Origin of the sequence: Streptomyces sp. NPDC048483, assembly GCF_040651455.1 — a bacterium.
Lineage (GTDB): Bacteria > Actinomycetota > Actinomycetes > Streptomycetales > Streptomycetaceae > Streptomyces.
In genome coordinates this window covers 36,395-57,909 of the sequence record NZ_JBEZJZ010000030.1, presented here as the reverse complement: position 1 = coordinate 57,909, position 21,515 = coordinate 36,395, and the positions used below count along the sequence as shown (strand labels likewise).

Annotated in this window: 16 protein-coding genes; 13 read left to right on the top strand and 3 right to left on the bottom strand. The window is 71.2% G+C overall.

All coding sequences use genetic code 11. From position 1 onward, the window contains the following. Positions 1-7 precede the first annotated feature (7 nt). Positions 8-1,531, top strand: coding sequence for an MFS transporter (locus AB0D04_RS18120; RefSeq protein WP_362703984.1), 1,524 nt, complete (start codon positions 8-10; stop codon positions 1,529-1,531). Between the two features lie 78 nt (positions 1,532-1,609). Here AB0D04_RS18120 and AB0D04_RS18115 read toward each other — a convergent pair whose 3' ends face one another. Further along, complete coding sequence (locus AB0D04_RS18115; protein WP_362704038.1) at positions 1,610-2,881, bottom strand: amidohydrolase family protein; 1,272 nt, start codon at positions 2,879-2,881, stop codon at positions 1,610-1,612. A gap of 708 nt (positions 2,882-3,589) precedes the next feature. On the opposite strand from AB0D04_RS18115, the gene AB0D04_RS18110 reads away from it, so the two are divergent. From AB0D04_RS18110 to AB0D04_RS18095, 4 genes are all read left to right on the top strand, one after another. Continuing rightward, positions 3,590-4,564 (top strand): hypothetical protein, encoded by a 975-nt coding sequence (locus tag AB0D04_RS18110; protein ID WP_362703982.1) that lies wholly within the window; start codon positions 3,590-3,592, stop codon positions 4,562-4,564. Next, complete coding sequence (locus AB0D04_RS18105; protein WP_362703980.1) at positions 4,561-5,436, top strand: alpha-L-glutamate ligase; 876 nt, start codon at positions 4,561-4,563, stop codon at positions 5,434-5,436. Before AB0D04_RS18110 ends, AB0D04_RS18105 begins: the two co-directional genes overlap by 4 nt. Positions 5,437-5,516: 80 nt before the next feature. After that, positions 5,517-7,751, top strand: coding sequence for a terpene synthase family protein (locus tag AB0D04_RS18100; RefSeq protein ID WP_362703978.1), 2,235 nt, complete (start codon positions 5,517-5,519; stop codon positions 7,749-7,751). 119 nt (positions 7,752-7,870) lie between these two features. Continuing rightward, complete coding sequence (locus tag AB0D04_RS18095) at positions 7,871-8,185, top strand: hypothetical protein (protein WP_362703977.1); 315 nt, start codon at positions 7,871-7,873, stop codon at positions 8,183-8,185. A 9-nt stretch (positions 8,186-8,194) separates the two neighbouring features. On the opposite strand, the gene AB0D04_RS18090 is transcribed toward AB0D04_RS18095, so the two are convergent. Beyond that, positions 8,195-9,385, bottom strand: a complete 1,191-nt coding sequence (locus AB0D04_RS18090) for a sulfite oxidase (protein ID WP_362703975.1) — start codon at positions 9,383-9,385, stop codon at positions 8,195-8,197. Between the two features lie 89 nt (positions 9,386-9,474). On the opposite strand from AB0D04_RS18090, the gene AB0D04_RS18085 reads away from it, so the two are divergent. Together AB0D04_RS18085 and AB0D04_RS18080 are read left to right on the top strand one after the other, a co-directional pair. Then, on the top strand, positions 9,475-10,860 hold the full coding sequence (locus tag AB0D04_RS18085) for an FAD-binding oxidoreductase (protein ID WP_362703972.1): 1,386 nt from the start codon (positions 9,475-9,477) through the stop codon (positions 10,858-10,860). A 55-nt stretch (positions 10,861-10,915) separates the two neighbouring features. Next, a complete protein-coding gene (locus AB0D04_RS18080; RefSeq protein ID WP_362703970.1) occupies positions 10,916-11,809 on the top strand; it encodes a phenylalanine 4-monooxygenase in 894 nt (297 codons plus the stop codon). On the opposite strand, the gene AB0D04_RS18075 is transcribed toward AB0D04_RS18080, so the two are convergent. Next, positions 11,806-12,450 carry a hypothetical protein gene (locus AB0D04_RS18075; RefSeq protein ID WP_362703967.1) on the bottom strand — a complete coding sequence of 215 codons (645 nt, stop codon included), beginning with the start codon at positions 12,448-12,450 and terminating at the stop codon, positions 11,806-11,808. The two genes, AB0D04_RS18080 and AB0D04_RS18075, sit on opposite strands and share 4 nt — an antisense overlap. A 251-nt stretch (positions 12,451-12,701) precedes the next feature. Between AB0D04_RS18075 and AB0D04_RS18070 the strand changes: the two genes are divergently transcribed. The 6 genes from AB0D04_RS18070 to AB0D04_RS18045 all read left to right on the top strand — a co-directional run bounded on the left by AB0D04_RS18070 (position 12,702) and on the right by AB0D04_RS18045 (position 21,388). After that, positions 12,702-13,028, top strand: coding sequence for a hypothetical protein (locus tag AB0D04_RS18070; RefSeq protein WP_362703965.1), 327 nt, complete (start codon positions 12,702-12,704; stop codon positions 13,026-13,028). Then, positions 13,028-14,308: a putative T7SS-secreted protein gene (locus AB0D04_RS18065; protein ID WP_362703963.1), complete on the top strand. Its 1,281-nt coding sequence runs from the start codon at positions 13,028-13,030 to the stop codon at positions 14,306-14,308. The genes AB0D04_RS18070 and AB0D04_RS18065 overlap by 1 nt, the downstream gene beginning before the upstream one ends. Next, positions 14,305-15,006, top strand: a complete 702-nt coding sequence (locus AB0D04_RS18060) for a hypothetical protein (protein WP_362703961.1) — start codon at positions 14,305-14,307, stop codon at positions 15,004-15,006. Before AB0D04_RS18065 ends, AB0D04_RS18060 begins: the two co-directional genes overlap by 4 nt. Before the next feature lie 71 nt (positions 15,007-15,077). Beyond that, positions 15,078-16,733, top strand: a complete 1,656-nt coding sequence (locus tag AB0D04_RS18055) for a helix-turn-helix domain-containing protein (RefSeq protein ID WP_362703958.1) — start codon at positions 15,078-15,080, stop codon at positions 16,731-16,733. 137 nt (positions 16,734-16,870) lie between these two features. Further along, positions 16,871-19,333, top strand: coding sequence for a SpoIIE family protein phosphatase (locus AB0D04_RS18050; protein WP_362703956.1), 2,463 nt, complete (start codon positions 16,871-16,873; stop codon positions 19,331-19,333). A gap of 594 nt (positions 19,334-19,927) precedes the next feature. Then, the gene (locus tag AB0D04_RS18045) at positions 19,928-21,388 is read left to right on the top strand and encodes an amino acid permease (RefSeq protein ID WP_362703953.1); all 1,461 of its coding nucleotides are present in this window, start codon (positions 19,928-19,930) and stop codon (positions 21,386-21,388) included. Positions 21,389-21,515 lie beyond the last annotated feature (127 nt).

Sequence of the window (21,515 nt, the reverse complement as noted above, 5' to 3'; positions counted from 1 at the left end):
GGCGCCGGTGCCCGGCCGCCCGGCGCACCGCCCGCCCCGCCGCTCGCACCGCCCCCGCGTCCTGGTCGCTGTCGCCCTGTGCTTCTGCGTCACCTTGGTCGTCGGCATGGTCTCCGCCGTGAACCTGGCCATCCCCGCTCTGTCCGGCGGTGCGCTGCACCCGTCCGCCGAAGCGGTCGTCTGGGTCGTGGACGGGTATGTCGTGGTCTTCGCCTGTCTGTTGGTGCCCGCGGGGGCGCTGGCCGACCGGCGCGGGCGCAAGGGCACGCTGCTCTGCGGGATGGGCGTCTTCGCGGCCGGGTCGGTGGTGTGCGCGATGGCGCCGCATGTCGGTGTGCTGATCGCGGGGCGGATGATCAGCGGGGCGGGCGCCGCCGCCGTACTGCCCACCACGCTCGCGCTGCTGGTGGACGGGCTGCCGGACGGGCCGCGCCGAAGGGCCATCGCCATCTGGGCATCGATGACCGGGCTCGCCGCCGTACTGGGCAATGTCGGAGGCGGCGCGGCCATCCAGTACGGCACCTGGCGCACCCTCTTCCTCTGCCTGGTGCCGCTCGCGCTGGGCGCGCTGCTGCTGGTCGCCGCGGTCACTCCCGTCACGGCCCGCCGTCCGCGCCCGGCCGCGCCGCTCGGCAGCGCGTTGCTCACCGGCGGTTTTCTCGCCCTGCTGTACGGGATCGTGTCCGCGCCGCAGTCGGGGTGGGGGAGCCCGGTGGTGCTGGGGGCGCTCGCCGTGGCGGGGGTGGTGCTGACCGCTTGGGCGCGGCATGAACTGCGGGCCGCCGAGCCGCTGCTCGACCCGCGGCTGTTCACCCTCTCCGGTGTGCGCGCGGGCGCGGTGGGCATGGCGGCGCTGTTCACCGGCATGTTCGGAGTCTTCTATCTGAACGGTCAGTATCTGCAGTACGCCAAGGGGTACGGGCCGTTGGGCGCGGGGGTGCGGCTGCTGCCGATGGCTGCGGCGTTGCTGGCCGGGCCGCGCTGCGGGCTGCTGCTGGAGCGGGTGTGCGGGCGGCGTGGCACGGTGGTGGTCGGGATGGTCGTGCTGGCGGGCGGGCTGGCCACGGTGTCCGCCGCCGATGCCGGTACCCCGTACGCGCTCCACGCCCTCGGCGCCGGGCTCACCGCGCTCGGCTGCGGCATCGCCACCCCGCTCCTCTCGCACGCCATGATGGCCGCGCTGCCCGCCGACCGGGCGGGCACCGGGTCCGGGCTGCAGGGCCTGGCACGGGAGCTGGGCAGCGCGATCGGTATCGCGGTGACCGGGACGATCACGACGGCCGTCTTCACGGCGCGGCTGCCGGCGCCGCTGTCGGGGCCCGGCCATCCGACGACGGTCGCGGCCGCGGAGGCCCGTATGGCCGGTATGTCCTCCGGTGCGGCAGGCGCGGCCGGTGCGTCCGAAGGGCGGCTGCATGCGGCGGTCGTGGCTGCGTTCACGGACGGGCTGCAGGCCGCAACTCTGGTGCTGGCCGCGGGAGTTGTGGTGACGGCGATGGTGATTGCGCGGTGGATTCCGAGGGGGCGGTGAAGGGGGGCGGGGTGGGGCGGTGGCCCACCCCCGATGACCGGCCACCGCCCACCGCGACCCACAACGGCCCCGCCCCAGCTACCTTGGCAAAACCCGCGCTATCTTGGCCTTCCGTACGACCTCCGGGCCCACCTTCGCCGCCCGCTCCACCAGTGCGCGGGCGTCCCAGTCCGTGGGCCAGCCCTGCCACAGCCGGAGCCGGCCGTCGACGACGACCGCGGTGAGCAGGGTGCGGTTCGCCAGGCGGACAAGTTCCCACTGGAGGTCGTAGGACGGGGTGAGTTCCGGGACGTTGATGTCCACGAGGAGGTAGTCGGCCGCCTTGCCGACGGCGATCTCCCCGGTGATGCGGCCCAGCCCGAGCGCGTCGGCGCTGCGCGAGGTCGCATGCTCCAGCCACAGCCGCCCGGCCCCGCACACCGAGTCCCCGGTGGCCATGCCGCTGGTCAGCCGCTGTGCCGACTCGGCCGCGTCGAGCAGCCGGAAGCCGTCGCCGCGGGTGCCGTCGGTGCCCATCCCGAACCGTACGCCCAGCGCGGCCAGCATGGTGGCCTGCGTAACGGCGTTGCCCTTCCAGGCGCTGGCCACCGGGTTGTAGCTGATCGCCGCCCCGGAGTCGGCCAGCATGCGCATCTCCGCCGGGGTGAGCAAGGTGGCGTGCGCACCGAGGACATGCGGCCCGAGGGCGCCTATGTGGTCCAGATAGGCGACGGGGCGCCGGCCCACGCTCTTCAGTGAGCGTTCCACGGAGGCGAGATGTTCGTTGACATGGATCTGGAGGATCGCCCCGGCCTCGGCGCAGAGCTTCGCGGTGTGCTTGATGACGGTCTCGGTGGCGTTCTCCGGGACGGCGATCGCCAGCGACGGGTGGATCAGCGGGTGCTTGTCCCACCGCCCCAGGTGCGCGGGGCCGCCCGTGCCGTCGGAGACGATTTTGGACAGGACGCAGCGAATCCCGGCCTCCTCGGTCCCCTTCGCCACCGCTGCCACATCGACCGGAGCGCGTGTGCCGGCGTCGGCGACGGTGGTGAAGCCGCCTCGCAGCGCGTCGAGTGCGGCCAGCTTCGCCGAGAGATAGGCGGTCTCCTCGTCCAGCGCATGCTCCAGCGGCTCCCAGACCGTCTTGAAGATCTCCGAAGGCTGCCCGAACGACTGGGCCTTGCCGAAACTCTGGGTGAGGTGATGGTGCGCGTCGACGAAGCCCGGCATGAGGAGATGGCCGTCCAGCCGTACGGGGTGGAGATGGGGGTGCGCGGCGATCAGTTTCTTCGCGGGGCCGATCGCGCGGAACTTCCCGTTCTCGACGAGGACGGCCTGATCGCGGGTGGGTCCGTCCGGGAGGAGGACCAGCTCGGGGACGAGGAGCTGCCGGCGGCCGCCGAAGTGGTCGGGGTGCGGGGCGTTCTTCTTGGTGCCTGCCGCGGCTGTTGCTGCGGTGGCTGGGGCCGCTGTGGCCGATGGGGCCGCCTGTGCCGGCCGGGCCGCTCCGGTCACCGCCGCGCCGATGAGGCCGCCGGCGCCGGTCAGGCCCACCTTGACGAGGAAGCCCCGCCGCCCGTCCTGCCCGTGCTCCTGCTCCTGCCCGTGCTCCTGCTCCTGCTGCCGGTCCTGCCCTTGGTCCTGCTGCGCGTTCGCCAACCCGCTCGCCTGCTTCCCGTCTTGCCGCCGTTCGGTACGCGTCCGTACGCGGGCAGCAGCGGGGTGTGCCGCGCACGCGTCGACGCCAGAAAGCACCCGTGGACGAGGTCAGCCGCGCCGGGTGGCCCGACCTTAGGACCACGGCCAGAAGCGGAACAAGGCTTCCGGCATGCGGGATTCCCGAGGTGGGGGCGCAGGTGGCGAAACCTCTGGACGCGTTCGGCAAAGGGCAGGTCATGGCGCGCCTCGCGGGCGCCGCCGGTGGCGTAACTTCGCCGAAACACCCGCCGGCCGTCCCCGGCACCGGATACGGGCCACAGCCTGATGCCGGAGGGGCGCGTGGGATCCTGGTGTGTCATGGCTCGGCCGTGTGCCATGGATCTGCCGTGTGGCGATCACGAAGGGTTTGAGGGTGTCTTGATGAAGCTCTGCTTCCTGGTGGAGGAGCAGTACCGCCACGACGGCATGCCGCTGGATGTGATCCGCCAACTCAACGCCTGGGGGCACCAAGTGGACGTGGTGTGGCCCGGCCGGTCGCTGATCCGGATATCGGAGGCGATACAGGAGGGCAGCCATGACGCCTGGGTCCTCAAGACCGTCTCCGGCGGCCCCGGCCTCACCCTTTTAGAAGCCGCCGCCACCGTCGGCCTGACCACGGTGAACGATGCCCGGTCGATCCGCGGTGTACGCGACAAGGCCCTGGCGGCAGTGCTCGCGCGCCGCAGCGGACTGCCCGTTCCGGTCACCTATGTGGCGGCCCGGCCCGAGGAGTTCGCCGAGATACCCGAGGCCGAGTACCCGCTGGTGGTCAAGCCCGCCGACGGCAGCTCCGGGCGCGCCGTACGGCTGGTCGCCTCGCCGGACCGGCTGCTGGACCCCGGATTCGAGGACGCCGGCGGCGGTCTGCTCATCGCGCAGCCGTATGTGCCCAACTCCGGCACCGATCTGAAGGTGTACAGCGTCGACGGCGATCTGTACGCCACCGAGCGGTGCTCGCCGCTGCACCCGGCGCACACCGTCCGCGAGCGCCAGGTCCCGCTCACTCCCGAAGTCGCCCGGATCACGGCCGAGATCGGCGAGGTCTTCGGGCTGGATCTGTACGGGGCCGACATCCTGCTCGGGCCGGACGGGCCGGTGGTCGTGGACGTCAATGACTTCCCCAGCTTCCGTCAGGTGCCGGATGCCGTGGCCAGGGTGGGAGAGGCGGTGCTGCGGCTCGCGCGCGCGGGGGCGCGTACGGGATCCCGTACGGGGGCGGTTGCGGCAGCGGGTGCGGCCGCGGCCATGGGATCTCCCGCTCCACCGGCCGCGGCCGCCGGGCGAGCTCCGGTCGGCCGGCCCCGGGCCGTGCCGGACCGGACCGCGTCCGGGGCGGCGATGGGTGGTGCGCGATGAGGGTCTGTCTGGTGACGGCGGACCCGGAGCACCCGCTGCTGGCCGCCACCACCGAGCTGCTGACGGACCGTCATCAGGTCGAGTTCCTGGACCCGGCCTCCTGGACGGGCCCAGCCGAGCCGATCGACGCCTCGCCCGCCGGTCTCGCCGATGTCTACCTCCTCAAGGCGCGCACGCCGCGGGCGCTGGCCCTTGCCGCCCTCCTCGAGGAGCGCGGTGCGGTGGTCATCAACTCCGCGGTGGCCACCGCGCGGTGCCAGGACCGGGTCGAGATGGCGGAGCGGGCGCGGGCGGCCGGTCTGCCGTTCGCCGAGTCCCGCTACGTACCGGCGCTCACGCAGCTGGCCGCGGCCGGCGAACCGCCCGGCCCCCTGGTGATCAAAAGCCGTCACAGCCGCCGCCATGACCTCGTGGCGCGCGCCGACAGCGCCGCGCAGCTGCGGGCGCTGGCCGCCGCATGGCCCGATGAGCCGGTGATCGTCCAGGAGTTCACCGCGAACAGCGGCTGGGACCACAAGCTGTGGGTGGTCGACGGCCACCTCTTCGCCGCCCGACGCCGCTCGGAACTGGCGCCGGAAGGGCGCGGGCCGACGCTGCCGCTGCCGGTCGCCGACCTGCCCGCGTCCTGGACCGGCCCGGCACTGCGGGTCGGCGAGGTCTTCGGCCTGGAGGTCTACGGCGTGGACATCCTGGATGCCGGGGGCGGCGCCCCGCTCATCGTGGACATCAACGCCTTCCCCGGAATCCGCGGCCAGGCCGGCGCGCCGGAGGCCTTGGCGGAACTCGCCGTGCGGGCGGCCGTACGGGCGACGAAGCCGCTGCCCTTTAGCCGTACCCCCATTACCAATACCCCACCGCTCCCCGCAAGTTGAACCGGTAAAGAGCCTAGTCCGCGCCGCCCCGGGGTAGTGCTGTGCCCTTGAGGACACCTATGGGGAAAGGCGGACCAGCAATGACACAGCCATTCGAATTGCCGAACTTCTACACGCCGTATCCGGCACGGCTGAACCCGAATCTGGAGGAGGCGCGACGGCATTCGAAGGAATGGGCCCGGGGCATGGAAATGCTGGAGGGATCGCATATCTGGGAGGAAAGCGATCTCGACGCGCACGACTATGCCCTGCTGTGTTCGTACACCCACCCGGACTGCTCCGCCAAGGCGCTCTCCCTCGTCACCGACTGGTATGTCTGGGTCTTCTTCTTCGACGACCACTTCCTGGAAAAGTACAAACGCACGCTGGACCGCAAGGGCGGCAAGGAATACCTGGACCGGCTGCCGGCCTTCATGCCGATGGACCTGGCCACGCCCGTACCGGAGCCGACCAACCCGGTGGAAGCGGGGCTCGCCGACCTGTGGGCGCGCACCGTTCCGGCCATGTCCCTGGAATGGCGCGCGCGATTCCGCGAAAGCACCGAGCATCTGCTCAACGAATCGCTCTGGGAACTCTCCAACATCAACATCCACCGGGTTCCCAATCCCGTCGAGTACATCGAAATGCGCCGCAAGGTGGGCGGCGCGCCGTGGTCCTCGGGCCTGGTGGAGTACGCGGCGGGCGCCGAAATCCCGGCCGCCGTCGCCGATTCGCGGCCGCTGCGGGTCCTCAAGGACACCTTTTCCGACGGCGTACACCTGCGCAACGACCTCTTCTCCTATCAGCGGGAGACGGAGGACGAAGGCGAACTGAGCAATGGGGTCCTGGTCCTGGAAACCTTCCTGGGCTGCACGACGCAAGAGGCCGCGGACGCCGTCAACGACCTGATCACCTCCCGCCTCCAGCAATTCGAGAACACCGCATTCACCGAACTCCCCGCCCTCTTCGCGGAAAAGGGCCTCGCCCCGCACGCCTGCGCGGCCGTCCTCGCCTACGCCAAGGGGCTCCAGGACTGGCAGTCCGGCGGCCATGAATGGCACATGCGCTCCAGCCGCTACATGAACGGCGGCGGGGCGGGGGCCGCCACCGGCGCCTCCTGGTCGCCGTTCGCCCTCGGCGGGATCGGCACCTCCGCCGCCGACCTGAAGGCCGCCCTCGCCGCCTCCGAGCGCCGGCGCGTACGGCGCTACACCCACACCCCCCACCAGAAGGTCGGCCCGTCCCAAATCCCCGACATCCTCATGCCGTTCACCAATGTCCTCAGCCCCCACCTGGAGGCCGCCCGCCACCACTGCATCGCCTGGGCGCACCGCATGGGCCTGCTCCGGCCGCAGCCCGGCGTGCCGCTCTCCGACATCTGGGACGAGCGCGCGCTCGCCGGATACGACCTCCCCCTGTGCGCGGCCGGCATCCACCCGGACGCCGGCCCCGCGGAACTCGACCTGGCCTCCCAGTGGCTGACCTGGGGCACCTACGCGGACGACTACTACCCCGCGGTCTTCGGCCAGACCCGCGACCTGGCCGGGGCCAAGGCGACCAACGAGCGGCTGTCGGCCCTCATGCCCCTCGACCTCTCGGCCGCCACGCCCGAACCGGTCAGCGCCATGGAACGCGGCCTGGCCGACCTGTGGACCCGTACCGCGGGCCCGATGACGCCGGATGCGCGCCGCTCCTTCCGCGCCGCCGTCGACAAGATGACGGCCAGCTGGCTCTGGGAGCTCGACAACCAGCTGCAGAACCGTATCCCCGACCCCGTCGACTACATCGAAATGCGGCGAGCCACCTTCGGCTCGGACCTCACGATCGCGCTGGGCCGCATCGGCCGCGCCGGGGAGATCCCGGCCGAGATCTACCGCACAGGGACCATGCGCTCCCTGGAGAACGCCGCCATCGACTACGCGATGCTGATGAACGATGTCTTCTCGTACCAGAAGGAGATCGAGTACGAGGGTGAGGTCCACAACGGCATCCTGGTCGTCCAGAACTTCTTCGACTGCGACTACCCGACCGCGCTGGCCATCATCCACGACCTGATGACCTCCCGGCTGCGCGAATTCCAGCACGTCGCCGCCAGCGAACTCCCCGTCCTCTACGACGACTTCGCCCTGCCGGCCGAGGGCCGCGCGGCCCTGGACGGCTACGTCCGCGCACTGGAGCACTGGATGGCCGCCATCCTCACCTGGCACCAGGACTGCCACCGCTACCGGGAGGCGGACCTGCACTATCCGCAGGGCTCGCCGCGCCGCCTCGGGGTGCCGAAGGGGCTGGGCACGTCGGCGGCGCGGATCCTCCAGACGGTCGCCGTTCCTCGGTAGGCGGTCAACGCGCCGTTCCCGCCCCGGATCTGACGGGGCGGGAATAGTGCGCGCTCGGCCGGTGCTCCCGTGTCCGTACCGCTGTCAATCAGCCCTTCGACGTACTTGTGAGGCACGGAGTGAGCGAGACCCGGTCCGTAGTCGACGCGTTCTACAGCCATCTCGGCAACGGCGACATCGACAAGCTGGCGGATCTGTTCGCCGAGGAGATCGACTGGGACATCTACGGCGCGGAAGAGGTGCCGTGGACGGGCCGCCGCGCCACGCGCACGGAGGCGGTGGCCCTCGGCCGGATGCGGCACATGGTCAAGGCCACGGGGAAGACCTTCGCCTCGCCGTTCGCCTTCCACCTCACGGTCGAGGAAGGGAAGATCACCCGCTATGTGACCTTTGAGGACAGCCTGGCGCTGGCGAGGGCGTTCGGGGCGGTCTGACCAGCGGATTCACGTCGGCAGGCAGACGACCTCGACCCGTTGCGCCAGGTTGTTGCCGAAGCCGCCGCGGTTCCAGGGCTGGATGGTCGGCTGGGTGTGGCCCTCGGCGTCGGTGGCGCGGGGGGTGAGGACGTGGGGGCCGGGGGTGGCGGTCCAGGTGGTGTGCCAGTGGCGCCAGGACCAGGGGTGGGCGGGGTCCGTTGGGGCCAGGTCGGCGGAGTGCCAGGTGGTGGCGTTGTCGTAGCTCACCTCGACCCTCGTGACCTGGGCCTGGCCGGACCAGGCGCGGCCCTCGAGCGGGACGGGACCGGGGTGCACGACGCGGGTGCGGGACATGAAGTCGGGGAAGCCCGGGGGGATCAGCAGGGCGCGCGGTGCGATACGGGTGACGGGTTCGCCGGGGTCGTCGGGGGTCCGGCGGTAGCGGTAGGCGGTGGCCTGCTGGAAGCCGGTGAAGGGGGAGGCGGTGAGCACGATCTCATGCAGCCATTTCACATGGGCCATGCCGTACCAGCCGGGAACGATCAGGCGGAGCGGGAAGCCGTGCTGGGGTGGCAGGGGGGCGTTGTTCATGGCGTACGCGACGAGCACTTCGGGGTGGGCGGCGGCGGCGACGGCGAGGGGCAGGCTGCGCCGGTAGTCCTGTTCGACACCGCGCTCCACGCCGTGGTCGGCGCCGGTGAAGATGGCTTCGGTGGCGTCCGGTGCCACGTCCGCGGCGGCCAGGAGGGTGCGCAGCGGGACTCCCGTCCACTCGGCGGTGCCCACCGCCTCGAGCAGCCAGGGCTGGCTCACGGGGCGGGGTGAGAGGCGGGCCCGGCCGTTGCCTGCGCACTCCATCGTCACGCGCTGGGTGGCCGCGGGGAGCGACATCAGGGTGTCCAGGTCGAGGGTGAGTGGACTGCTCACCCGGCCCCGTACGGTCAGCTGCCAGGTGTCGGCGTCGGCGGCCGGGATGTCGTAGTGGGTGAGGACGTAGTGGAGGCCGGCGGGGGTGACGGCGTAGCGCATGGCCTCGAGGGGGAGGCCGTGGTTACGGGTGGCCAGGGCGAGTTCGTCGGGGCCGATGGCCTCGTCGGGGGCGGCGAGGCGGGCGGGTGGACTGATGCCGGCGAAGGGGTCCGTACGGCGGTCCTCGGTCCCCGAGCCGTTCCCCGGGCCGTTCCCGGAGCCGTGCCCCGTGCCCGTACCTCTGGTCATGTCTCCATGGTGCGCGCCGTGGAATTGCGCGGCCCGGTGACCGGCGGGACGCTGGAGGGTGCAGGCACCTCGGCGAGGAGCAGTGCGCCATGGACGGCACCACTTTGGAAGCGATGCGGACCGCGTTGCGCGGCCCGGTCATCGGCCCCCGGGACCGGGACTATCCGGAAGCCTGCACGATCTACAACGCGATGATCCATCGCCGTCCGGACGCCGTGGTGCGGTGCTCGGACGCGGCGGATGTGATGGCGGCCGTCGACTTCATCCGTGATCACGGCCTGGAGCTCGCCGTACGGGGCGGCGGGCACAGCGGCGCCGGCCTGTGCGTACAGGACGACGCCGTCACGATCGATCTGACGCCGATCCGCTGGGTACGCGTCGACCCGAAGGCGAAGACCGCACGGGTCGGCGGCGGCACCCTGCTGGGCGATGTCGACCACGCCGCGCACCCCTTCGGCCTGGGCATTCCCTCCGGCATCGTCTCGACGACGGGCGTCGGGGGCCTGGCTCTCGGCGGCGGGCACGGTCATCTCACGCGCAAATTCGGCCTGACGGTGGACAGCCTGGTGGGCGCGGATGTCGTCCTGGCCGACGGCAGTTTTGTGACGGCGAGCGCGTCCGAACACCCGGATCTGTTCTGGGCGCTGCGCGGGGGCGGGGGCAATTTCGGGGTGGTGACGTCCTTCAACTTCCAGCTGCGGCCCGTCCATACGGTGGGTGTGGGGGTCACCCTGTGGCCCGTCGACCAGGCCCGTCAGGTGCTGGAGTGGTACCGGGAGTTCCTCCCCGGGGCGCCCGAGGACCTGAACGGATTCTTCGCACTGCTGACGGTGCCGCCCGCGCCGCCGTTCCCGGAGGACATCCACGGGCACAAGATGTGCGGGGTGGTGTGGTGCTGGACCGGCGACCTCGCGGCGGTGGAGACGGCCCTCGCGCCGCCGGACGGGCCCGGGGCGCCGACCTTCCACTTCGCGGCGCCGATGCCGTACCCGGCGTTGCAGAGCATGTTCGACGAGCTGATGCCGGCCGGGCTCCAGTGGTACTGGCGCGGCGCGTTCTTCGACCGGATCACGGACGAGGCCATCGGCGTGCATCTGAAGTACGGGGAGAACCTCCCCACCGATCTGTCGACGATGCACCTCTACCCGGTCAATGGCGCCGCGGCGCGGATCGGCAAGGACGACACCGCGTGGGCCTACCGGGACGCCCTGTGGTCCGGGGTGATTGCGGGCATCGACCCCGATCCGGACAACGCGGAGGCCATCAAGCAGTGGTCCGTGGACTATTGGGAGGAGCTGCATCCGCACTCGATGGGCGGGGCGTATGTGAACTTCATGGGGACGGGCGAGGGCCAGGACCGGGTCCGTGCCACTTACCGGGACCATTACGACCGGCTGGCGGGCGTGAAGCGGACGTACGACCCGGACAATCTCTTCCACGCCAACCAGAACGTGGCGCCGGCGGAGGCGTCGTAGGCGCGCCCGTCACACCAGTGTTGATCTTCAGTCCCTGCGGGGCACGCTCTCTCCCGTGACTGCTCCGCATGCAAACATCCCGCTCGTTCCGATTGGCTCCGACGGGCGGCTGGGCCCCGTGAACCATCACCCCGGTTTCCGGGACCGCCGCTATCTGGAGCGGCGCAATGCGCTGGCCGCGCTGGTGAGTGACCACGCGGCGGGGGATCCCTCGCCGCCGGTCGCCTACACCGAGGAGGAACACCGGACCTGGCGTGCGGTGCATGCGGCCCTCGGGCCCGCCCACCGCCACCACGCGTGCCGCGCCGTACTGGACGCGCGGGAGGACGCGGCGATTCCCGCCGACCGGATTCCGCAGCACACGGAGGTGGGCGCGCATCTGCGGTCCCGTACGGGCTTCGACTTCACGCCGACCGGCGGATTCGTGGCCAACCGGCGGTTCCTGGGGTCCATGGAGCGCAGCTTCTTCCATGCGGTGCAGTTCGTCCGGCACCCGGCCGTGCCGCTGTACAGCCCCGAGCCGGATGTGATCCATGACGTGTTCGGGCACGGCGTCCACCTGGCGTCGGAGGAATTCGCGGTGCTCTACCGGCTGATCGGACGGGCCGCCGGGCAGGTGCGTACGGCGGCGGCCCTGGATCTGCTCAGCCGGGTGTACTGGTTCACCCTCGAGGTCGGGGTGATGGCGGAGGGGGGTGCGGTGAAGGCGTACGGTGCGGCGCTGCTGTCGTCGTACGCGGAGATGACCCAGCTGGCACGGCATGAGATCCGGGAGCTGGACGTCCGGGACATGGCGCGGACCCCGTACGACGTCACGGGGTACCAGCCGGTGCTCTTCAGGGCGCGGTCCCTGCAGCATCTGGGCGATGTACTGGGCCCGTTCTGCGAGGAGTTCGACGATGACACGGCGGCGCGGCTGGGGGCGTACGGGATCCGGGACGCTCTCTAGCGCCGCCGCCTGACCTCCATCAGTCCGGTGCCGTCCGGGAGGGCGAGGACGCCGTGCGCCTCGTCGCCGGCGTACAGCGCGCCCCGCTCCATGGCCTCGGGCCAGCGGCGACGGAGGGTCGTGCTGCGGGCCGAATGGGTCGGGCCCGTGGTGTTCGCCTTGGGGTGCGGCTCCTTCGCGGCCCGCCCGGCACGCTCCTCGGCCGTGCCGAGGTCCAGGTCGAGGGCGATGCCCCCCGCGTCGATGTGGGGGTTGCGGCGCACCGAGGGGACCGGCCGCCATACGTCGTCGCGCAGGATGCCGCGGATGCGGCGCAGGCAGCTGAGTGAGCCGAGGCGGGCGTAGAGGAGGAAGGGGTAGGACAGGAACAGCAGGGCGCCGAGGCCGCCGACCAGGTTGTGCTCGGCCTTGGGGGAGAGGCCGAGTTCGCCGAGCCGGCTGACGCCGATGAACAGTGCCACCCAGACAACGCTCCACAGGGTCAGGCTCCACCGCATCCGGCGACGGGTCGCCGTCCAGGCGGCGCGGGTGGCCGGCTGGTCGAATGCGGCCTCGCCCGGGGCGAGTTGTTCCCTGCGTGCTTTCCGGTCTGCTGCGCGCCGGGCCCTTTCCCGGGCAGCCTCGATCCGGGCGTTGTCCACGGGTCCTCCTTGTATGCGGTCTTCTCGGGCGTCAGGAGGCGTCGGCCTTGCGCGGCACCGGCCGGCGCACCTCATTCAAGAGACGGGCTCCGTTCCCGGAATTACTCATATATTAAACTGCCGCCGACCGGCGCCTGAGGGAATGTCTGTTCTGTCCTGCATGTGTCGCTTATTTGCTGCGCTCGCCGTCACCACACCTACTGCCAGAAGGCCTGCCGCCATGACGCTTGCCATGATGAAGGGGCATCTTTATGGGCGATCATTTCAAGACTGATACGGATCAGTTGGACAGATTCGTCAAGTCGCTGCAGGACTCACTCAAAGAACTGGACGAGGCGCGCCAAGCGCTCTCGCACGTCCGTGCCGACCAGATCGGGACGGGGCGGCTGGACGAGGCGTGCGACACCTTCCAGGAGAAATGGAAATACGGGTCCGAGCAGCTGAAGGAAATGATCAGCACCATCAGTGAGGGTGTAAAGGCCAACAAGCTCAGCTATGAAGAGCTTGAGGAAAATCTTTCGAAGGCCCTCCAACAGATGGAGAAGCAGGCGACTTCGGCCGGCGGGGGGCAGAACTGATGGCCGCCAATCCCTACCCGCACCTCGGCTGGAATCCGGTTCCCGGAATTCCCGGTGAGGTCTCCGCACTGCAGGCCAAGGTCAAGGCCGCGGCGGACGCGCTGGGCAACTCGCACCGTCAGATCGAGCGGCTGCTCGGCGAGAGCAGCCACTGGGAGGGCGACGCCGCGGACGCGTTCCGCGATGCCCTCGACGGCGAACTCCCCACGTACATGAAGAACGCCGCGCACTCGCTGGAGAAGGCCGCCTCGTGGCTGGGCAAGTGGGACGCCGATCTCGTCTCCCACCGCGATCTGGCGAAGAAGTACGACGACGAGGCGGCCGAGAAGAAGAAGACGGCCGACAAGGCCAAGACGAGCCGCGACCAGGCCGGTCAGAACCCGGACCTCAAGCTCGGCGGCAAGGAGTACCCCAGCCAGGCGGAGGCCGACGCCGCCACAGCCCGGCTGCGCGCCGCCGAGCGGGAGCTGAACGAGGCGACCACCCACCTCGACAACGCCAACGACGCCTACGAAGACGTCATGAAGAAAGCGCGGGAGCTGGAGGGCGACCACAGCAAGCGGGCCGACGACATCGCCGGCAAGCTCGACGAGGCCGACGACAAGCTGGCTCCGAAGGAGCCGGGGTGGTTCAGCAAGACGCTCAGCGCCATTGGCGAGGGCATCAAGGCCGCCGTCGACTTCCTGGTGGAGCACGCCGGAACGATCGGCGCCATCGCCGGTCTGCTGGCGCTCTTCCCGACGCCGCTGGCCCCGGTCTTCGCCGGTATCGCGGTGGCCGCCAGCGCGGTGTCCATGGGCAAGAACCTCGCGAGCGAGGACTTCCGGGACTCGCTCACCGGCAAGTACGGCTGGAAGGAAGGGCTGACCGCCTGGGCGTCCGTCGGCGGTGACGCCCTCGGCATGGTGCCCGGCGTCGGCGCCCTCGCCCGCGCGGGCAGCGAGGCGGGCCTTGCGGCGGCGGTCGCCCGGGAGGGCGGCGAGGCGCTGTCGGCCGGTACCAAGCTGGGGACCTTCGCCAAGGAAGTGGTGCCCGCGTTCTCGTACAAGGCGCTCGATGTGGCCACCAGCGCCAAGACCTGGGACTTCGCCGTGAACGGCGTCAATGTCGCGGCGAACATGGCGTCGTCGATGGAGAGCCTCGGCGTCATCCCGGACGGCGGTTACGGGCACGACGCCGCCGAAGGCACCAAGGCGGCCGCGGCCTCGACCGGCATCACGGGCGCGGCCACCGAAATCGCCACCGATATCGGTGAACTGGTGAGAGGTATCCGGCTTTGAATGACCGCTTCGATCTGGCCGTGGCCGAGCCCAAGCCGCTCTTCTGGTACGGGCTTCCGCACGGATACCAGCAGCTGGATCTCGACCCGTCGCCCGAGGGGCTCGACGCGGTGGCGCAGCAGATACGGGAGCTGCCCGAGGAGTTCCGCGACCGTGCGGACCAGGTGTTCCGGCTCTACGCCGTCGTCCTGATGAAGATGCGCAAGCACGAGGTGCTGGGCTGTGCGCTCGGGGTGCACCCGGACGACAGCGGCGATGCCGCGATGTCCGTCATCACGGTCTCCAGCCTGCCGATGCCGGGCGTGAACCCCAAGGCCGTGCTCACCAAGATGCTGGCCGACTCCGCCGGCACCGGCCGCGACGAGGGCATCCGCCCGGTGGAACTGCCCATCGGCACCGGTTTCCTGGTCGAGTCGGAGCGCAAAACGGTGGCGCCGGGCGTCCCGCCGGAGGGCCAGGACGAGCCCCTGGAGGGCACCGTCTGGCAGGGGCTGGTGGCCGTACCGGACACCGCCTCGTCGTCGGTCATCACCGTGCAGCTGGTGACCGGTGCGGTGGAACTCGCCGACGACTACCGCGAGGTGCTGCTCGGCACCGCACGGACGCTGTCGTTCACCGATCCCGACGCGGTCGAGGCGGAGTCCGCATCCGGGGCGGGCCAGGGGTCCACCGAGACGGTGCGGAGCGTCTTCGGGTGAGTGCGGCGGGGGCCGGATTCCCTGGCGGATAGCATCAGAAGCAGGTCACCGACCCACCAGAGGCACCGATCATGGTTCCACCTGCCACGCCACCACCGCCCCCGCCACCGCCGCACCGCGCCGGCATCAGCCTGCGCCAGCTGCTCATGTCGCTGGGTGAGCCCCTGGTGGAGCTGCAGGCCGCGCCCGCCGGGCTGGACGTGGAGATCAGCAGCGTTGCGCTGCTGGACCCCGAGGATCCGCCCGTCGCCCGCCCCGGCGCGCTGGTCCTGGCCATCGGCGCCCGGGGCCGCGCCGCCTTCCCCGCGCTGCGGGCCGGCGGGCGGGACGGGGCCGCCGCCGTCGCCGTGAAACTGGCCGCTCCCGGTCAGGCCGTCGCCCTCAGCGAGACCGCCGTCGAGGCGGGCGTCGCGCTGCTCTCCGTACGGGGCGAAGCCCGCTGGGAGCAGGTGGACGCGCTGGCCCGCGCGGCGCTCGAGGATGCGCCGTCGGGCCGGAGCGGTGAGGACGGCGAGGAGGGCGACCTCTTCGCGCTGGCGCAGACCACCGCCGTCCTGACCGGCGGCATCGTCAGCATCGAGGACACCGCCAACCGCGTGCTGGCCTACTCCCGCTCCGCCGACCACGACGAGGTCGACGATCTGCGACGGCTGTCCATCCTGGGCTGGCAGGGCCCGGAGCCGTATCTGGCGCGGCTGCGCGAGTGGGGCGTGTTCCAGCGGCTGCGCACCTCCGACGACGTGATCACCATCGACAGCCATCCCGAGCTGGGGATCCGCCGCCGGCTCGCGGTGGCCATCCGGTCCGGGGAGCGGCAGCTGGGCACCATCTGGGTGCAGGAGGGCTCGGCGCCGCTGACCGAGCGCTCGGACCAGGCGCTGCTGGGGGCGGCCCGGGTCGCCGCGCTCCATCTCGTACGGCGCCGCCGGGAGCTCTCCGCCGACCTGACGCTGACCCGGACCCTGGCGGCCGGCCTCCTGGAGGGCAGCACCGGTCCGCAGCCGCTGGCGAGCCACCTGGGGCTGGATGCGTCCCGTCCGGCGGCCGTCCTGGGCTTCTCGTACGGGAGCGGGGAGGCCACCGCGTCCGGGGTGTCGGAGCTCTCCCGCGCCGAGGTCGGCAATCTGATCTCCGTCCACACCGCCGCCCGGCACCGCAGCGCCCTGGTCACCCAGGTCGATTCGCGGATCTACGTCCTGCTGCCGCAGCTGCCGCGCAGCATCGACCTCGGCACGCTGCGCGGCTGGGCCCAGGAGATCAGCGAGGCCGCGCGGCGCCACCTGGGGCTGGTGCTGCGCGGCTCGGTCGGCTGCGTCGTGCGGGGGCTCGGGGACGTCCCCGAGTCGCGCCGGGAGGCGGACCGGATCCTGGACGCCATGGTGCGCGTCGGGGTCGCCACCACGGTGGCCGCGCTGCCGGACATCCAGGCGGAGGTGCTGGTCAGCGAACTCCTGGCGCTGCTCACCGCGCACCCCGACATGCGCGACCCCCGGCTGACCGCCCTGGTGGCGCACGACAGCCGCAGCCAGGGGCAGCTCGCCGAGTCCGTCCTCGCCTATCTGGACGCCTTCGGGGACGTCCGGGCGGCCGCCACCGAGCTGCATGTGCACCCCAATACGCTGCGCTACCGGATCCGCCGGGCCGAGGAGTTGACCGGGCTGGATCTGAGCCGTCCGGATCAGCGGCTGCTGGCGATGCTCCAGCTGCGGCTGCCGCCCGCGGGGTGACGCGGCCGCGGGCGCCCGTGACCCGCTCGCCCCCCGCTCGGACGTCACCCCTTCTAAAATCGGAGGTAAGTCCCATTTAGGGGGTGTTCTTTGGGGTATCTCATGGATGGGTTTACGGGGCGGGTGACGGGCTGGCGATGATGACCTCACAGAACGCCCTGCCGGACAGGGCCGGCCAGGCATGCGACATGGCGAAGGCGGCCACGGCCGAACTGGATGCCCGGGGGCGGGTCGTGACCTGGACCCGGGCGGCGGAGCGGCTCCTCGGATACCCGGCCGCGGAGATCCTCGACCACCCGGCGACGGAGCTGCTGGCGGTGCCCGGGGACACGAAGCGGGTGGCCGCCGTCGCCGAGTGGTGCCGGGCGGGCGACGGCTGGGGCGGCTCGGTCGCGGCGCGCCACTGGGACGGCCGGGAGCTACAGCTGGCCGTGCAGGTCACCCCCGTCGTCAACGGCGCCGCCGGCGGCACGGGCCGCGAGCGGTGGTCGGTCCTCGCCCTGGAGGAGTGGCGCTTGCCCGGCGGCGGTTTCAACCAGCTGATGCTGGAGCCGTTTCTGGCGCATGCGCCCGTCGGCATGGCCGTACTGGACATCAGCCTGCGCTACGTCTGGGTCAACGACGTCCTCGAGCGGCTGATCCCCCTGGAGCGGCGGCTGGGGCGCACCGTGGCGGAGGTCCTGCCGAAACTGGAGGCCGAGGCGTTCGAGGAGCGGATGACGCGGGTCCTGCGGACCGGGTCCCCGGTGATGGACTACGAGTTCCGCAGCCCCACCTACGCCGACCCCAGCCAGGAGCGCGCCTACTCCGCCTCCTTCTTCGCCCTGGAGGGTCCACAGGGCCGCCACATCGGCATCTGGTACATGGTCATCGACGTCACCGAGCGCTGGCGCGCCCAGGAACGCCTGGCCCTGCTCAACGACGCCAGCGTCCGCATCGGCAGCACGCTCGACGTCACACATACCGCCCAGGAGCTGGCCGATGTCGCCGTGCCGCCGCTCGCCGACTTCGTCGCCGTGGACCTGCTGGACTCGGTCATCAGAGGGGAGGAGCCGGTACCCGGGCCGGTCGGCGGCACGCCCACCCTGCGCCGATCCGGACAGCAGTCGGTCCATGAGGGCTGCCCGGAGGCGGGCCTGGACATCGGGGAAGCCGTCCGGCAGGCCCCCTCCTCGCCCGTCGCCCGCTGTCTGCTGGAGGGCGAGTCGCTGGTGGAGCCGATCCTGGACGTCGAGAACAGCGCCTGGGCCACCGAGACGCCGGAGCGGACCGCCGTCATCCGCGAGTTCGGGTTCCGCTCGGTGATGGTGGCGCCCATCAAGGCCCGCGGCGTCACCCTGGGCGCCGCCACCTTCGTCCGCTCCCGCCGGCTGGGCCCGTTCGTGGCGGACGACGTACGGCTCGCCGAGGAGCTCGTCGCCCGCGCCGCGGTCTGCGTCGACAACGCGCGCCGCTACACCCGCGAGCGCACCGCGGCGCGGGCCATGCAGCGCAATCTGCTGCCGCACGAACTGACCGGCGGCTCCGCCCTGGAAGCGGCGTCCTGGTACTTCCCGGCCGACGCCCCGAGCGGGGTGGGCGGCGACTGGTTCGACGTCATCCCGCTCTCCGGGGCCCGGGTCGCCCTGGTCGTCGGGGACGTCGTCGGACACGGCATCAACGCCGCGGCCACCATGGGCCGGCTGCGCACCGCCGTCCGTACGCTCGCCAACCTGGACCTGCCGCCCGACGAACTGCTGGCCCGGCTCGACGACCTGGTCATCGGCATGGTGGAGACGCGCAGCACGGACGCCGCGGTGGAGGCCGAGAACGCCGGCGTGGCCGCCAGCTTCATGGGCGCCACCTGCCTGTACGCCGTGTACGACCCGGTCAGCGCGAAGTGCACCATGGCGCGGGCCAGCCACCTCCCGCCCGCGATCGTCGACCCCGACGGCACCGTCGACTTCCCGGAGCTGCCCGCGGGACCGCCGCTCGGCCTGGGCGCGATGCCCTTCGAGTCCGTCGAGCTGGAGCTGGCCGAGGGCAGTCTGATCACGCTCTACACCAACGGCCTCATCGAGGCCTGCGACCGGGACATCGGTGTCGGGCTCTCCCGGCTGCGCACCGCCCTCGCGGTGCCGGGCCGGACGCTGAAGGAGATCGGCGAGCACGTCGTCAAGGCCCTGCTGACCAGCCCCCCGTCCGACGACGCGGCCCTGCTCCTTGCCCGTACGCGGGCCCTGGGCGCGCACCAGGTCGCCTCCTGGGACCTGCCTCCCGACCCCGCGCTCGTCGCCGGCGCCCGTACGCTCGCCGCCCGGCAGCTGACCGAATGGGGCATGGCCGATCTGGTCTTCACCACGGAGCTGATCGTCAGCGAACTGGTCACCAACGCCATCCGCCACGCCACCGGACCGATCACCCTGCGCCTGATCCGGCAGGACGTACTGATCTGCGAGGTCTTCGACGCCTCCAGCACCTCGCCGCGGCTGCGCCACGCCCGGACCACGGACGAGGGCGGGCGCGGACTGTTCATCGTCGCGCAGCTGACGCGGCGGTGGGGGACGCGGTACACACCCACCGGCAAGATCATCTGGACCGAGCAGAACCTGACGCCGTGAGGGTATGACGCGCTTCACCCGGTATGACGCCCTTCACCCGGCGTGACGTCCTTTCCCCGGTGTGACGTCCTTCACCCGGCATTCCGCTCCCCTTCGCGCGGTCGTTGCCCACCGCTGCTGTGCTGCGGGTGAGGCGGCCGGAATCGGGGCGGGGAGCGGGCGGGGAGCCGGTCGGGCCGGGTGCGTGCCGCGTCGCCCCGGGATCTGCATTGGCCGACCGAACAGCCATCGAGAGCGAATTTGTCGAGGCGGACAAATACGGCGTTGCGGGTCGCCGCATACGCTTACGCAAATCCCACACCGGACGTGATGCGGCTCACCTCTCACGAGGAGGACGGGCCACGGCGTGGACGCGCGGTAGGCGCTTCCCCCACCCACGCAGGCATCGCACGACCGCGGCCCCTTTGTCGCCGCGGTCGATATGCGTCAGGGCCATGATCGCCACCTGCCAAGAACCCCGGCCCTTTCGCGCGTCCATTTACCGAGAACAGCAACTGACAGCACCCAACGGGAACACCCGGCGAGCAGCCGGCTACCGAGGCGATCCCAGCAGTCACCCCGTGCATGACCCCTCAACCCTCAATGGATGTCACGATGACTACACCTCCCTCCGGCCGCGTGGCCGCGCCGCCTGCACCTCCCAGCGACGGCCAGGCCCCTGGGCAGTCAGGTCTGCAGTCGGGCCTCAAGAACCGCCATCTGTCCATGATCGCCGTCGGTGGGGTCATCGGCGCCGGCCTCTTCGTGGGCTCCGCCTCCGGCATCAAGGCCGCCGGCCCCGGCATCCTGCTCTCGTACGCCCTGGTCGGCGCGCTGGTCGTGTTCGTGATGCGGATGCTCGGCGAGATGGCCGCCGCCAACCCGACGTCCGGCTCCTTCTCCGCCTACGCGGACCGGGCGCTCGGCCGCTGGGCGGGCTTCTCCATCGGCTGGCTGTACTGGTTCTTCTGGGTCGTCGTCCTCGCCGTGGAGGCCACGGCCGGCGCCGCCATCCTCACCGAATGGGTCCCGGCCGTCCCGCAGTGGGCCTGGGCACTGATCGTGATGGTGGTCCTCACCGCCACCAACCTCGCCTCGGTCTCCTCGTTCGGTGAGTTCGAGTTCTGGTTCGCGGGCATCAAGGTCGTCGCCATCGCGGGCTTCATCGTCCTGGGCGGCCTGGCGGTCTTCGGCGTGCTGCCCGGCTCGGAGAACGCGGCCACCGGCTTCAGTAACCTCACCGCGCACGGCGGATTCCTCCCGAACGGGCCCAGCGCGATCCTCACCGGCGTCCTGATGGTCGTCTTCTCCTTCATGGGCAGCGAGATCGTCACCCTCGCCGCCGGTGAGTCCGAGGACCCGGAGCGCGCGGTCACCAAGGCCACCAAGAGCGTGATCTGGCGGGTCGGCATCTTCTACCTCGGCTCGATCCTCATCGTGGTCTCCCTGCTCCCGTGGAACGACCCCTCGATCGCCAAGCACGGCTCGTACGTCGCCGCCCTCAACTCGATCGGCATCCCGCACGCCGGCCAGATCATGAACGTCATCGTGCTGACCGCCGTGCTCTCCTGCCTGAACTCCGGCCTCTACACCGCCTCCCGGATGGCCTTCTCCCTCGGCCAGCGCGGCGATGCGCCGAAGGTCTTCGGCCGTACGAACGCCCGGGGCGTCCCGCAGGCCGCGATCCTGGCCTCCGTCCTCTTCGGCTTCATCGCGGTCGGCTTCAACTACCTGTGGCCCAAGACCGTCTTCCAGTTCCTGCTGAACTCCTCGGGCGCGGTCGCGCTCTTCGTCTGGCTGGTGATCTGCTTCTCGCAGCTGCGGATGCGGGGCATCATCCTGCGCGAGAACCCGGACAAGCTGGTCGTCCGCATGTGGCTCTTCCCGTACCTGACGTGGGCGACCATCGGGATGATCTCCTTCGTCCTGGTCTACATGCTCACCGACGACAGCGACGGCGGCGGCCGGATCCAGGTGCTGCTGTCGGTGCTCCTGGCCGTGATCGTCGTCGGTATCTCCCTCGTCCGCGACCGGCTCGGCCGCACCGCCGGGAAGGAATCCGTTACAGGTCGGTAACCACAGGTGACTGTACGGGCGGCGGCGTGCGTGGCACGCTGCCGCCCTACGGCGCTTGAATCCCCTGCCGTCACCTGTGCCCCTCAGCCACACCCCGCTCGTCCGTCCCGTCTCCGGAAGGCCGCCG

Coding starts and splice junctions, on each gene's coding strand:
- AB0D04_RS18100 (WP_362703978.1), top strand. CDS start 5,517: ATGACACAGCCATTCGAATTGCCGAACTTCTACACGCCGTATCCGGCA.
- AB0D04_RS18065 (WP_362703963.1), top strand. CDS start 13,028: ATGGCCGCCAATCCCTACCCGCACCTCGGCTGGAATCCGGTTCCCGGA.
- AB0D04_RS18070 (WP_362703965.1), top strand. CDS start 12,702: ATGGGCGATCATTTCAAGACTGATACGGATCAGTTGGACAGATTCGTC.
- AB0D04_RS18090 (WP_362703975.1), bottom strand. CDS start 9,385: ATGACCAGAGGTACGGGCACGGGGCACGGCTCCGGGAACGGCCCGGGG.
- AB0D04_RS18045 (WP_362703953.1), top strand. CDS start 19,928: ATGACTACACCTCCCTCCGGCCGCGTGGCCGCGCCGCCTGCACCTCCC.
- AB0D04_RS18085 (WP_362703972.1), top strand. CDS start 9,475: ATGGACGGCACCACTTTGGAAGCGATGCGGACCGCGTTGCGCGGCCCG.
- AB0D04_RS18050 (WP_362703956.1), top strand. CDS start 16,871: ATGATGACCTCACAGAACGCCCTGCCGGACAGGGCCGGCCAGGCATGC.
- AB0D04_RS18110 (WP_362703982.1), top strand. CDS start 3,590: ATGAAGCTCTGCTTCCTGGTGGAGGAGCAGTACCGCCACGACGGCATG.
- AB0D04_RS18105 (WP_362703980.1), top strand. CDS start 4,561: ATGAGGGTCTGTCTGGTGACGGCGGACCCGGAGCACCCGCTGCTGGCC.
- AB0D04_RS18055 (WP_362703958.1), top strand. CDS start 15,078: ATGGTTCCACCTGCCACGCCACCACCGCCCCCGCCACCGCCGCACCGC.